The 13215-nt window shown below is 68.0% G+C and carries 14 protein-coding genes; 9 read left to right on the top strand and 5 right to left on the bottom strand.

Going from position 1 to position 13215, the window contains the following annotated elements; all coding sequences use genetic code 11:
* Nucleotides 1–14 precede the first annotated feature (14 nt).
* The gene (locus tag ABZ855_RS01185; protein WP_360798933.1) at nucleotides 15–1028 is read right to left on the bottom strand and encodes a sporulation protein; all 1014 of its coding nucleotides are present in this window, start codon (nucleotides 1026–1028) and stop codon (nucleotides 15–17) included.
* 381 nt (nucleotides 1029–1409) lie between these two features.
* On the opposite strand from ABZ855_RS01185, the gene ABZ855_RS01190 reads away from it, so the two are divergent.
* Nucleotides 1410–1934, top strand: coding sequence for a GtrA family protein (locus ABZ855_RS01190; protein ID WP_360799262.1), 525 nt, complete (start codon nucleotides 1410–1412; stop codon nucleotides 1932–1934).
* A 167-nt stretch (nucleotides 1935–2101) separates the two neighbouring features.
* Here the strand turns inward: ABZ855_RS01190 and ABZ855_RS01195 are convergent, their stop codons facing one another.
* A complete protein-coding gene (locus ABZ855_RS01195; RefSeq protein WP_360798936.1) occupies nucleotides 2102–2806 on the bottom strand; it encodes a DUF5324 family protein in 705 nt (234 codons plus the stop codon).
* Nucleotides 2807–3197: 391 nt separating this feature from the next.
* On the opposite strand from ABZ855_RS01195, the gene ABZ855_RS01200 reads away from it, so the two are divergent.
* Nucleotides 3198–3731: a peptidylprolyl isomerase gene (locus ABZ855_RS01200; protein WP_319206135.1), complete on the top strand. Its 534-nt coding sequence runs from the start codon at nucleotides 3198–3200 to the stop codon at nucleotides 3729–3731.
* A 158-nt stretch (nucleotides 3732–3889) separates the two neighbouring features.
* Entirely contained in the window at nucleotides 3890–4786 is an 897-nt protein-coding gene (locus tag ABZ855_RS01205; RefSeq protein WP_360798939.1) for a rhomboid family intramembrane serine protease, read from the top strand.
* Between the two features lie 296 nt (nucleotides 4787–5082).
* On the opposite strand, the gene crgA is transcribed toward ABZ855_RS01205, so the two are convergent.
* Nucleotides 5083–5337: a cell division protein CrgA gene (gene crgA, locus ABZ855_RS01210; RefSeq protein ID WP_006383246.1), complete on the bottom strand. Its 255-nt coding sequence runs from the start codon at nucleotides 5335–5337 to the stop codon at nucleotides 5083–5085.
* Nucleotides 5338–5479: 142 nt separating this feature from the next.
* On the opposite strand from crgA, the gene ABZ855_RS01215 reads away from it, so the two are divergent.
* From ABZ855_RS01215 to ABZ855_RS01240, 6 genes are read left to right on the top strand one after another with little or no spacing between them, the layout of a single operon-like run.
* Entirely contained in the window at nucleotides 5480–6259 is a 780-nt protein-coding gene (locus ABZ855_RS01215; RefSeq protein WP_360798943.1) for a DUF881 domain-containing protein, read from the top strand.
* A 46-nt stretch (nucleotides 6260–6305) separates the two neighbouring features.
* Nucleotides 6306–7046, top strand: coding sequence for a class E sortase (locus ABZ855_RS01220; RefSeq protein WP_360798946.1), 741 nt, complete (start codon nucleotides 6306–6308; stop codon nucleotides 7044–7046).
* A gap of 44 nt (nucleotides 7047–7090) precedes the next feature.
* Nucleotides 7091–7273: a hypothetical protein gene (locus ABZ855_RS01225; protein WP_198539328.1), complete on the top strand. Its 183-nt coding sequence runs from the start codon at nucleotides 7091–7093 to the stop codon at nucleotides 7271–7273.
* Nucleotides 7270–7908 carry an aminodeoxychorismate/anthranilate synthase component II gene (locus ABZ855_RS01230; protein WP_360798949.1) on the top strand — a complete coding sequence of 213 codons (639 nt, stop codon included), beginning with the start codon at nucleotides 7270–7272 and terminating at the stop codon, nucleotides 7906–7908. Before ABZ855_RS01225 ends, ABZ855_RS01230 begins: the two co-directional genes overlap by 4 nt.
* Nucleotides 7905–9320 (top strand): class E sortase, encoded by a 1416-nt coding sequence (locus ABZ855_RS01235; protein WP_360798952.1) that lies wholly within the window; start codon nucleotides 7905–7907, stop codon nucleotides 9318–9320. Before ABZ855_RS01230 ends, ABZ855_RS01235 begins: the two co-directional genes overlap by 4 nt.
* A 50-nt stretch (nucleotides 9321–9370) precedes the next feature.
* Complete coding sequence (locus tag ABZ855_RS01240; protein WP_360798955.1) at nucleotides 9371–10126, top strand: class E sortase; 756 nt, start codon at nucleotides 9371–9373, stop codon at nucleotides 10124–10126.
* Between the two features lie 9 nt (nucleotides 10127–10135).
* Here the strand turns inward: ABZ855_RS01240 and ABZ855_RS01245 are convergent, their stop codons facing one another.
* Together ABZ855_RS01245 and pknB are read right to left on the bottom strand one after the other, a co-directional pair.
* Entirely contained in the window at nucleotides 10136–10927 is a 792-nt protein-coding gene (locus ABZ855_RS01245) for a restriction endonuclease (protein ID WP_360798958.1), read from the bottom strand.
* Nucleotides 10928–11120: 193 nt separating this feature from the next.
* On the bottom strand, nucleotides 11121–13130 hold the full coding sequence (gene pknB / locus ABZ855_RS01250; RefSeq protein WP_360798961.1) for a Stk1 family PASTA domain-containing Ser/Thr kinase: 2010 nt from the start codon (nucleotides 13128–13130) through the stop codon (nucleotides 11121–11123).
* Nucleotides 13131–13215 lie beyond the last annotated feature (85 nt).

Here is a 13215-nt window from a genome sequence, read left to right on the forward strand (position 1 = left end):
CCGTCGCCCTCCCGCTAGCCCTCTTCCTCTTCTCCCTCGTCGTCCCCCTCGAAGAAGTCGCCCACCTCGTCGACGACTTCGGCCGCCACCATCCCGCCGACGACACCGACAGCCAGCCCGGCCGCGCCCGCCGCGACGACCGTCCCCATGCCCGGCCCCGACGAACCATGCTGCCCGTACTGGTGCCCCTGAAGCCCGTACTGCCCGTATGCGTCCCGCCGGTGCTCGACCAGTTCCCGGACCCAGCCGTCGACCAGTGCGGTCCAGTCCTGGTGGGCGGCGACCTCGTGGGAGACGGTGAAGCGGGCCAGCGGGTCGTCGCCGTGAGAGGTGTGAGAGCCGCCGAGGCCGCCGTGGTCGCTGTACGCGCCGTACGGGGTGCGCTTGTCGGCCTCCAGGATCACTTCCATGCCGGACGCCGTGGCCAGGAAGGTCAGCTCGATCTCGTTGACCGCGTGCGCGTACTGCGGGGCCGGGGTGAGCTCGAGCTCCTGGTAGAAGGGGAGCCGCTGGCCGGTGCCGCCGATGCGCCCGTACTCCAGATCGGCGGACCTGAAACCGAAGCCGAGTTGGCCGAGGGCCTCCAGAATCGCCTCCTGTACGGGCAGCGGGGCCACGGCCAGCGGGTCGAGGTCGCCCTTGTCACGGGCGCCCGCGACCGACAACTCCGTGCGCAGACCGAGGACGATGCCCAGACCCTGCCCGTACAACTCGGTGATCGGCGTCTCCCACGGCAGGACCACGCCGAACGAGACGCTGAGCTGCTCACCCTCGGCCAGCCGGAAACCGCCCCCGACGACGAACCGCTCGAAGGCGACGGCACCCTCGCTCTCGCCCTCCGCGTGCTCGGCCTCGACCCTGGCCACCAGCTCCAGCGTGATCTGTTCGACGTCGAAGTCGGCCCCGCCGCCCCGGAGATGGACCTGCCCGGACAATGTGCCCCCGGGGCGGACCGGGCCAGGGTCCAGGACCGTGTCCACCGTGGGTCCGCCCACACCGAGCGATCCGAGCAGCCTTTTGAACACCATCGTGGCGTCCACTCCTTCATGTTCCGCGTCACCGATCCGCGTTCCTGATCCGCGACCGAGTGCTTCTACCAGTGCTTCTACGAGCACGTAGAAGGCTATGGGCGCGCCGGAACAGCGGGCGCGGGCACCGATCACATACGGCCAACTCCCCCGTCCGGTCCGTAGCGCCTCCCGGACCCCGAAGGTAGGGCTGGCTACACCCCCGTTCCGGGAGTACACGTCATCGTTTCCCCGAGCCCACGACGGCATCGTTGGACCCAGCCGATCCCCGTGATCCACAGAGGTTCACAGCCCGCCGCCCGGAAGGAAACCGCCGTGAAGTCGCTGCTCCCGTCGAACCCGAGGACGACCGGCGCGGCGCTGTCCGCAGAGGCGGCCGGAGTGACGGCCGGAGTGACGGCGACAGCCGGCGCCGCTGCCGCTCCCGGACCGCTCTCCTCCTTCGCGCGATTCGTGCTGTGCGGCGGTGGCGTCGGGCTCCTTTCCAGTGGAGCCGTCGCGCTGCTCGCCGTGACGATGCCCTGGGCGCTGGCGAACGCGCTGATCACGGTCGCCTCGACCATCCTGTGCACCGAACTCCACGCCCGCTTCACCTTCGGCGCCGGCCAGCGCGCCGGATGGCGCCAGCACTGGCAGTCGGCAGGCTCGGCCACCGCCGCCTACGTCGTCACCTGCCTCGCGATGCTGGTGCTGCACCTGGTCCAGCCCTCGCCCGGCATGCTGACCGAGCAGATCGTCTACCTCAGTGCCTCCGGCCTCGCCGGCATGGGACGCTTCCTGGTCCTGCGCCTGTTCGTCTTCGCTGCCGACCGGAACAGGCCCGCCCACCACGGCATTCGCCAGGCCCCGGCGCTGAAGGGGCTGGGCGGCAGCCTCAGGGTGAGCCCGCGGCTGGCCGTCGCCTGAGGTGTTTCACGTGAAACACCGCTCGAGACGCGCGGACATCGTCGCGGTGCCATGTTTCACGTGAAACATGGCTGTGGGGCGGGAAGCGCTCAGGCCTCCCGCCCCACGGCGGCATCACACGCAGGCATCACAGGTGACACCGCGCACGAACCACCACACACAAACCGTCAGCGGCGGTTCTCGTCGTCATCCGCCGACTCGGACTCGGCCTCCTTCGCCTGGACCTCCGGGTCCAGAACCGACTGGCCGGTGCCGTCCACCGACGTCAGACGGCCCGTCTCCGGGACCTCGGTCGCCGCAGGCGGCTCGACCAGCCAGTCGGGGTTGGCCTGCTTGTCCCACCACTTCCAGGCGGCGAAGGCGCCACCCGCCAGGATGCCCAGCGCGGCCAGCCCCTTGGCGAGCCGGCCCGCCCGCGCCCGCCGCTGGTGCTTACGGGCCAGTTTCCTGATCTCCTGCGGAGTGACCTGACCCCGCAGCGCGGCCAGCGCGGCGGCACCGCGAGCCGCCGCCTCCTCTCGTACGGGACCGGCCGCCGCGACCGCCCGCTCCACACGCGGAGCGGTGTACTCGGCGGCCTGCCGGGCGGCCTTGGCGGTACGGACGGCGGCTTCATGGGCGGCATGGTCGACCTTCGGCGGCACATGCGTACGGGCCTGCTCCAACCGCGGCGCGAGATGCGCGCCGTACTGGACACGGGCCTGTTCCGCAGCCTGGGACACCCTGGGCGCAAGCCGTACGCGTGCCTCGTGTGCGTACAGAGTGGCCTTGTCCTTGGCCGTGTCGGCGTAGGGCGCCACCACGTCCGCGGCGTGCAGGACGCTGTCCTTCGCCGAGCCGGTAGCGGCGCGCACGCTTTCAATGCGGGTCACGGGATCTCCTCCTCCTCGGTGGCGTACGGTATTCGACTCTCCACCCTTTTACGGATCATGCCCCGCAATACGCCGCGAGGCATGCGCGGGCGGGCATCCGGGTCATGGACGGGCCGGTCACGCGAAACCGAGGGCACCGAACCGAGCACATGAGACAGCGGATGACGATCACATGTAATAGCGCTGCAAACAGGGCAAGGGGAGCTTGTGGTCGACAATGCCACGGATCGTCGCCTCGCGCCCCCGTCCCGTACCCACTCGACCGGTTTCCTGGGAGCGGCCGCGCGCAAGCGAAAGCGCCGGATTTCCCTCGGAGGAGGGCGTCGGGCGACGGACGTTCGTGGACCGTGCGAGGATCGGGGCGTCACAAGAGGACAACGGAAGGCAGACCGTGGCCGAGCAGCTTTACGCCACCCTGAAGACCAACCAAGGCGACATCGAAATCCGGCTCCTGCCGAACCACGCGCCCAAGACGGTCCGTAACTTCGTCGAACTCGCCACCGGCGAGCGTGAGTGGACCAACCCGGAGACGGGTGAGAAGTCCACCGACAAGCTCTACGACGGCACAATCTTCCACCGGGTGATCAGCGGCTTCATGATCCAGGGCGGTGACCCCCTCGGCAACGGCACCGGTGGCCCCGGCTACCAGTTCGAGGACGAGTTCCACCCGGACCTCCGCTTCGACAAGCCGTACCTGCTGGCCATGGCCAACGCCGGCCCGGGCACCAACGGTTCGCAGTTCTTCATCACCGTCTCGCCGACTGCCTGGCTGACCCGCAAGCACACCATCTTCGGTGAGGTCACCGACGCGGCCAGCCAGAAGCTCGTGGACGCCATCGCGACCACCGCGACCAACCCGCGCACCGACCGCCCGGTCAACGACGTCGTCATCGAGTCGGTCGTCGTCGAGACCCGCCAGGCCTGAGACCAGCCAGGCCTGAGACCAGCAAGGTCTGAGACCCGCGAGAGCTGAGCCCGGTAGCCCTTCCGCAGGGAACCAAACGCCCCGCTCATCCGTAAGGATGGGCGGGGCGGTGCGTTGCATTGCACAAGACGACGGATTTGACCGACTTAGGGGATCTCATGGATCAGGCGCCAGGCAGCCCACAGGGCCCGCAGGACGCCCAGGCCCTGCCCACCTGCTACCGACACCCGGACCGCGAGACAGGCATCCGCTGCACCCGCTGCGAACGCCCGATCTGCCCCGAGTGCATGGTCAGCGCCTCCGTCGGCTTCCAGTGCCCGGAATGCGTGCGCAACGGCTCCGGCACAGGACACGCGCCGGACGCCACCACCCCCCGCACCCTCGCCGGCGGCACCATCACGGCCGACCCGCGGCTTCTCACCAAGATCCTCATCGGCCTCAACGTCGCCCTCTACTTGCTCCAGATGTCGCTCGGAGACGAGTTCACGGACCGTTTCCAACTCATCGGCAGCGCCTTCGTACCGAGTCTGGGCTCGATGGAGGGCGTCGCGGAGGGGCAGTGGTACCGGCTGCTGACGTCGATGTTCCTGCACGCCAGCCCCATGCACATCATCTTCAACATGCTCAGCCTGTGGTGGATCGGCGGCCCTCTGGAAGCAGCCCTCGGCCGCGCCCGCTACCTCACGCTCTACCTGGTCTCCGGACTCGCGGGCAGCGCACTGACGTATCTGCTCGAGTCCCCGCTCCAGCCCTCGCTCGGCGCATCCGGTGCCATCTTCGGCCTCTTCGGCGCGACCGCCGTGCTGATGCGCCGCCTGAACTACGACATGCGTCCGATCATCGCCCTGCTGGTGATCAACCTCATCTTCACCTTCGGGATGAGCAACATCGCCTGGCAGGCCCACATCGGCGGACTGGTCGGCGGAGTCGTCATCGGCTACGCCATGGTCCACGCCCCGCGTGAGCGCCGGGCCCTGGTCCAGTACGGCGTGTGCGGCGTGGTTTTGGTGGCGGTGGTCGTCATGACCCTGATCCGCACGGGCCAGCTCATCTAGCCGCCCCCACGATCACCAGGTTCCCCTGACCCCGCGTGACCTGTCACTGAGTGCCTGTTGTCCACAGTCCGTGGCGCCGCCTGTGCACAGTGTGCGAGAACAACTGTGCCCCCTGTCACCGACCGGAGTTTTCCCAGGTCAGACAGGGGGCGAACAGGCTTGCGATTGCCAGTGTGTCAGTCGTACCGGTGTCAACGCTCGATGAGTTATCCACAGATCGTCGTCTTTTCCCCAGGTGGGGTGTGGAAAATCAACCACGGCTGTGGATAACTCAGCGGAAAGCCCTGGGCAAAGCCCTACTTCCACTGAGTCGAGACACCGAACCCCGCGGCGATGAAGCCGAAGCCCACGACGATGTTCCAGTTGTCCAGTGAGTCGATCGGCAGCGTGCCGTCGGTCACATAGAAGAGGACGATCCAGGCCAGGCCGATGAGGAACATGGCCAGCATGACCGGTGCGACCCAGCCGCGGCTGTTCAGCTTGATGGCTGTCGCCTGCTTGGCGGGCGGCGGCGTGTAGTCGGCCTTCTTGCGGATACGTGACTTCGGCACGAGGGTCTCTCCTGTCGATGCGCTGCGTGGCCGCGCAGGGAACTGATTGGGGCTCCGGAGCAGCGTACAAGGGGACACTCAGCACTCCCCCGGGCGTCCGTTAGCGTAGTGCTTCCGCGGCGCCGAAGGAGATAAGGGTACGTTGAGCAATTCTGCCGACTCTCCCGGGACGGATTCCAGTCCGTCCCGTAACCGCCGTTTCCGCCCGGTGCGGGTGCTCACCGCGGGGGTCTTCGCCCTCGCGGGGCTGATCTTCTTCACGAGTTTCGACACGGCCAAGGGCACGAACATCCGCACGGACTCCTCCTTGCTGAAGCTCTCGGACCTCATTCAGGAGCGCAGTCACAAGAACGGCCGGCTCGACGAGTCCAACGCGACCCTGCGCGACGACGTCGAGGCGCTCGCCGAGCGCGACGACGGCAGCACCGTGGCCGAGGACGCCAGGCTGGCGGCGCTGGAGAAGGCCGCGGGCACCCAGAAGCTCAAGGGCGAGGCCCTCACGGTCACTCTCAACGACGCTCCGCCGAACGCCACCGCGAAGCTCCCTGGCTATCCGGAGCCGCAGCCCGACTATCTGGTCATCCACCAGCAGGATCTGCAGGCCGTGGTGAACGCGCTGTGGCAGGGCGGGGCCAAGGGCATCAAGGTCATGGACCAGCGACTGATCTCCACCAGCGCGGTCCGCTGTGTGGGCAACACCCTGATTCTGCAGGGACGCGTCTACTCGCCCCCGTACAAGATCACGGCTATCGGTGACCCGGAGAAGCTGAGGAGCTCGCTCACGGCGTCCAAGGCGATCCAGAACTACATGGTGTACGTCTATGTCTACGGGCTCGGTTGGCAGGTCGACGAGGACGGGACGGTGACTCTGCCCGGCTACTCGGGCACAGTGGACCTGCACTACGCGAAGCCTGTGGAGTAGCTGGGACAGCTGCTGAAGCAGCCGGTAGCTCACCGCTGGGGGGCCTGTGTCGGGGCGCGTGATCATCAGGACGGTCAGCGAGCTGTGCGTCACCGTGGGCACGGTGATCGTGCTTTTCGTCGTGTACGTGCTGTTCTGGACGGGCGTGAAGGCCGACAGCGTCATGGACGACCAGATCCACCAGTTACAGGAACAGTGGTCCAAGGGCGGCGACGCGGTGTCGCAGGGGCCGCCGTCGACACCGGCCACCCCGGCGAGCACCACGAGCCCGAGCAGCCCCACCGGCCCGAGCGGCCCGAAGCCCCCCGGGCCCTACACCTCGGGCAAGCCCTTCGCGATCATGTACATCCCGCGGCTTGGTTTCACGTGGAACAAGCCCGTGCTCGAAGGCACGAGGACGAGCACCCTGAAGAAGGGCCTCGGTCACTACGCGACCACCGCGCGGCTCGGCCAGGAGGGCAACTTCTCGGTCGCCGGCCACCGTCGCACGTACGGCGATCCGTTCAAGGACTTCCCGAGGCTGCGCCGGGGGGACGCGGTGGTGCTGACGGACGGGACGACGTGGTTCACGTATCGGATCGACAAAGGGCCTTACAAAACCGTGCCCACGGACATTGAGGTGATCGATCCTGTGCCACGTAAGAGCGGGTACACGCGTTCGGGCCGTTATCTGACCCTGACCACGTGCGATCCGGAGTGGGGACACAGTCATCGGCTGATCGTCTGGGCGCACCTGGATTCCACACAGCCTGTGGAGGCCGGGAAACCCGCGGCGTTGCGCCGTTAATCTGGTGAGGTACGGCGTGAGTCCGGTGCCGCGAGTCGGGTGCCGTGGGCGACGGAAGGGACGGCATGTACGGCTGGATCTGGCGGCATCTGCCAGGGAACGCGTGGGTGAAGGCGTTGCTTTCCCTCGTGCTGGCGCTGGCGGTTGTCTACGTGCTCTTCCAGTACGTCTTCCCGTGGGCCGAGCCTCTTCTCCCCTTCAACGATGTGACGGTGAACGACCAGTGAGCGCCCGGATTCTCGTTGTCGACAACTACGACAGCTTCGTCTTCAACCTGGTCCAGTACCTGTACCAGCTGGGTGCGGAGTGCGAGGTGCTGCGCAACGACGAGGTGTCGACGGCGCACGCGCAGGACGGCTTCGACGGTGTGCTGCTGTCGCCGGGCCCGGGTACGCCCGAGGAGGCCGGCGTCTGCATCGAGATGGTCCGCCACTGCGCGGCCACCGGGGTGCCGGTGTTCGGGGTCTGCCTGGGCATGCAGTCGATGCAGGTGGCGTACGGCGGTGTGGTGAATCGTGCGCCCGAGCTGCTGCACGGCAAGACGTCCCTCGTGGAGCACGGCGGCAGGGGTGTGTTCGCCGGCCTGCCGAGCCCTTTCACGGCGACCCGCTACCACTCCCTCGCGGCGGAGCCGGAGACGGTCCCGGCCGAGCTCGAGGTGACCGCGCGTACGCACGACGGCATCATCATGGGCCTGAGACACCGTGAGCTGCCGGTCGAGGGTGTGCAGTTCCACCCCGAGTCGGTGCTGACGGAGCACGGCCACCTGATGCTGGCCAACTGGCTGGCGGAGTGCGGCGACCCGGGTGCCGTGGCGAGGTCGTCCGGGCTCGCCCCGGTGGTGGGCAGGGCCACGGCGTGACCGCCCTGCGCCCCGAGCGCGAGTCCGGCTCCGCGTACGGAGACACCGGCGACCAGGCAACCTCGTACGGGCAGCAGCAGCCGTACGAGGTGCCCGGCGCGTTCGAGGCGGCGGTGGACGGCCTGGCGGACCCGCTGAGCGACCCGCTCCCCGGGCAGCGGAACGATCCGCCGCCGGTCCGCGCGCGCGGGCGGCGCAGCCGGCGCAGTCACGCGCGCCCGTACGACGCCTCGGCTGAGCGGGGGGCGGCGGAGCACCGGGACCCGGGCCCCGAGTCCGGGTACGAGTCGCGGGGGTACGCGCAGGACTGGCAGGTGGGGGTGTACGAGGAGCAGGCGCCGTATGTGCCTCCCACGGCGCCTGCGGAGCCTTCGGCCGCCGCGGCTCCTACGGCCCCGGCGCCCGTGGCCGCTCCCGCACCGCCCACCGTTGTCCTTCCGCCCATCGACGAGGAGACGGTGGCGCTCCGGCTGAAGGATCTGCCGCCCGATCTGCGTCCCGAGGCGCCGCGAATAGGCGATGAGGGCTCGACTTCCGCGGCCTCGGCCGTCACAGGGGCCACAGGCGCCTCTGAGGGCGCCTCGGTGGTCGGGGGGCGTGCGGCGCGCCGGAAGGCCGCCAAGGCCCGCCATGGCCGTCCTGGGGGCCCGCAGGAGGCATCGGAGGACGCGCCCGCCGAGTCCGCGGCGGCCGGAGCGCCTCTTTCGCGGATGGCGGCGCGGCAGGCCGCACGGGCGCAGAAGCCGGGCATGGCGGTGATGGCGAGCCGTGCGATCGGCGAAGTGTTCATCACGACCGGCGTGCTGATGCTGCTGTTCGTGACCTATCAGCTGTGGTGGACGAACGTACGTGCCCACGCGCAGGCCGGGAGCGAGGCGAGCAGCCTCCAGGACGACTGGGCGAGCGGGAAGCGTGCGCCGGGGGTGTTCGAGCCGGGGCAGGGTTTCGCCATTCTCGACATCCCCAAGCTGGACGTGGTGGTGCCGATAGCGGAGGGCACCAGCAAGAAAAAGGTGCTGGACCGGGGCATGGTCGGCCACTACGCGGAGGGTGGCCTCACCACGGCGATGCCGTCGGCGGCGACCGGCAACTTCGGGCTCGCGGGCCATCGCAACACGCACGGCGAGCCGTTCCGGTACATCAACCGGCTGAAGAAGGGCGACGCGATCGTCGTGGAGACGCAGGACAAGTACTACGTCTACAAGATGGAGTCGATCCTGCCGGTCACGTCGCCGAGCAACACGAGCGTGCTGAACCCGATTCCGAACGGTTCGGGGTTCACCAAGCCCGGCCGGTACATCACTCTCACGACGTGTACGCCCGAGTTCACGAGCAAGTACCGGATGATCGTGTGGGGCAAGATGGTCGAGGAACGGCCGCGCAGCAAGGGCAAGCCGGATGCGTTGCTGTAGTGGCGGCGATGGCGGCGGGCTCGCGCAGTAGCAGTTAGGGCAGATGAAGAGTGGCAGCGACGACGGACCACGACGAGCAGACCGCCGGCGCCCCGGTTTCCCCGTCGCAGGCCCGGCCGCGGCGCACGGGCGGCAAACTGGCCGCCGCGGTGAGCCTGTTCGGGGAACTTCTCATCACGGCGGGTCTGGTGCTGGGGCTGTTCGTCGCGTACTCGCTCTGGTGGACGAACGTCGTCGCGGACCGTGAGGCGAACAAGCAGGGTGACCAGGTGCGCGACCACTGGGCCGACGGCGACACGGACACGGGTCCGGGCACGCTGGACACCAAGGACGGCATCGGCTTCCTGCACGTCCCGGCGATGAAGAACGGCGAGGTCCTGGTCAAGAAGGGCACGTCGTCGAAGGTCCTGAACGACGGGGTCGCCGGGTACTACGTGGACCCGATCAAGTCGGCGCTCCCCGAGGCGAAGCAGGGCAATTTCACGCTGGCGGCGCACCGGGACGGCCATGGCGCCAAGTTCCACAACATCGACAAGCTGAAGAAGGGCGACCCGATCGTCTTCGAGACGAAGGACGACTGGTACGTCTACAAGGTCTACGACATCCTCCCGGAGACCTCGAAATACAACGTCCAGGTGCTGTCGGCGGTCCCGAAGGAGTCGGGCAAGCGCAAGCCGGGCCGCTACATCACGCTGACGACCTGCACGCCGGTGTTCACGTCGGAATACCGGTACATCGTGTGGGGGGAACTGGTGCGGGTGGAGAAGGTCGACAGCGCCCGGACCCCACCGAAGGAACTGCGCTGAAGGCCGCGCCTACTCCAGGACCTTGAGTGGTTCGCCCGCACTCCACTCCTCCAGCACCCCACGGTGCACGGCGGTGATCCCGGCCTCGGAGGCGATGCTCAGCGCCTCAGGCGTGAAGGGGCACGTCGCCACGTAGAGCGCGACTTCCGCGCGGTAAAGCACCTTGGCGGACCCCACGAACTTCTGGACGTCGGGGCTGGTGATGTTGAGGTAGGGCGCGAACCTCTTGCACTGGACGACGAGGCGCCGCCCGTCGGCGGTGAGCGCGATGATGTCGACGCCACGGTCTCCGTGACCGCCCTGCACGACGACGTTGGTACAGCCGTCGCGGCGCAGCAGTTTGGCGATGTGGTGCTCGAACGTGCGGCCGTTCATGGCGTCCATGGCTGCCATGACGCCGACGGCCGGCCGGTCGTCTCGCGTCCCTTCGAGCCGTTGCAGGCGGGCGTGGTGCTGGTGGAGCCGTCGTTCGATGCGTTGGACTCCGGCCCGCAGGGCGGTCAGCTCCTTGCGGTGATCGCCCGAGGTTTCGATCAGCGCGTTGAACATAGGGACGACGGTTTTGCCGAGGACGTGGGTGATGCGCTGGTCGATGCGGGCGTTGAGGGAGGATGTGTCGGGGGCGACGGGGGCTTCGGCAGGTTGTACGCGTGCCAGGTACTCCATGTCGAGCAGGTAGGTGCGTACCTGGCGGGCGATGTCGCTGTCGCGCAGGAGCATGGCGACGTTCAGGACCGCTCGGCGGGAGTAGACAGTGAGGCTACGACGGGCCTGTGGATAACATCCCAGCGAGAGTGACATGTTGTCACTCTCGAATTCCTGCAGGTCAGCGCCGCGCAATACCGACAACCCGTTGGCCGTGAGTTCTTCGCGGTGGCGCTTCGTCAGCTGCCGAACGGCCTCGACGAAGATGTGGTCGGACTTCGTACACGGGTATGGGTGAGCCCCGGTGCCTGGGAAGGCGCCGGGGCTCACTCGTGTGACAGACAGACGGTCAGCCGAAGGGGTTGCCGTCGTTTCCACCGTTGTTTCCGCCGTTGTTGCCGCCGCCGAAGTTGATGGTCTGCAGCGTGATCTGGGTGCTGCCCGGATCCTCGACCTCGTTGCCGTTGTTGCCCTGCGGATCCTGGGCGATGACGATGGCGGTGTCGCTCTGGTCGCTGCCGTTGGCGAACTGGATGTTGTTGAAGCCGGCCCCCTGCAGGATCTGCCTGGCCTCGCCCACGGTCTTCCGGGTGACGTCCGGGACGGGGGTCTTCTGGACCTCGGCCTTCTTGCCGATCTGGATGGTCACGGTGTCGCCCGGGTCGGCCTGGGTGCCCGAGTTCGGGACGGTGGAGATGACCTTGCCGACCTGGTTGTCGTCCTGGGTGTCGATCTCCGTGCACTCGCCGACGAGGTCGTTGGCCTGCATCTGCTGCTTGGCGGTCTCACAGTCCTGGCCGAGGACCGCCGGGACCGTCGACTTCTCCTCTTCCTTGGCGACGGTGAGGGTGATCGTCGTGCCCTTCTCCACCTCGTCGCCGACGTCCAGGGACTGTTCGAGGACCTTGCCCGGGTCCTCGGGGGACTCCTTGGTCTCCGTCTTGACGTCGAGCTGGTACTTGTCGCTCTCGAGTTCCTTGGTGGCGTCGTCCACCTGCTCGCCGAGCACGCTCGGTACGACGACCTTCGGCGCCCCGGTGGAGAGCACCAGCGCGATGGTGTCGCCCTTTTTCACGTCGGCGCCGGCTGCGGGATTTTGGGAGCAGATGTTGCCCTTGGGCTCGTTCTCGCAGGCCTTGGGGGTGAACGTCAGTTTCAGTTCGACGTTCACCGCCGCCTTCTTGGCGTCGTCCTCTGTCTGGCTGACGAAGTTCGGGTTCTTGAGGGTGGTGTCCTTCACACCCTGCCCGTCGAACACCCACTTGCCGATCAGGATGGCGCCGACCAGCACCAGTGCGCCCGCCACGGCCAGCAGGATCGTCGAAGTGTTCGACTTCTTCTGCTGCTGGCGTCGTCGGGGGCCCCGGTCGTCGTAGCCGAAGCCGCCGTCGTCCGGGCTCATCGGGGGGAGCATGGTGGTCGCGCCGGCGTCGGAGCGCAGGGCGGTGGTGGCCTGGTCGTCGGGGTAGCCGTAGGCGCCGTAGCCGACCGAGCCCATGGCCGCGGTGGCCGCGACGGGCTGGCCGTCGAGGCAGGCCTCGATGTCGAGGCGCATCTCGTCGGCGGACTGGTAGCGGTAGTCCGGGTCCTTGACGAGGGCCTTGAGGACGATGGCGTCCATCTCGGGGGTGATCTCGGGGTCGAACACCGAGGGGGGCTGGGGCTCTTCCCGTACGTGCTGGTACGCCACCGCGACCGGGGAGTCCCCGATGAACGGGGGCCGGACGGTCAGGAGTTCGTAGAGCAGGCAGCCGGACGAGTACAGGTCGGACCTCGCGTCCACCTGTTCGCCCTTGGCCTGCTCGGGCGAGAGGTACTGGGCCGTTCCTATGACCGCGGACGTCTGCGTCATCGTCATGCCGGAGTCGCCCATGGCGCGGGCGATGCCGAAGTCCATGACCTTGACCTGGCCGTTGCGCGTGAGCATGACGTTGGCCGGTTTGATGTCGCGGTGGACGATGCCGCTTCTGTGGGAGTACTCCAATGCCTGGAGGATCCCGATGGTCATCTCCAGCGTCCGCTCGGGCAGCAGCTTGCGGCCCGAGTGGAGGAGCTCGCGGAGGGTCGAGCCGTCCACGTACTCCATCACGATGTACGGGATCGACGTCCCGTCGATGTAGTCCTCGCCGGTGTCGTACACGGCGACGATCGCGGGATGGTTGAGCGAGGCGGCCGACTGGGCCTCCCGGCGGAACCGGGCCTGGAAGGAAGGGTCGCGCGCGAGGTCGGCGCGCAACGTCTTCACTGCCACGGTGCGGCCCAGGCGGGTGTCATGTGCGAGGTAGACCTCTGCCATGCCACCACGGCCGAGCACGTGACCCAGCTCGTACCGGCCGCCGAGGCGACGCGGCTCTTCCATAGCTTCCTACCAGCCCTCTCCGTCGGTCCCGACCGCACCTGTGTGTGGTCCGGCTGTGCCGTCCGGGCATACGGTACCCGGGTTC

Origin of the sequence: Streptomyces sp. NPDC047042, assembly GCF_040644035.1 — a bacterium.
Classification (GTDB): domain Bacteria; phylum Actinomycetota; class Actinomycetes; order Streptomycetales; family Streptomycetaceae; genus Streptomyces.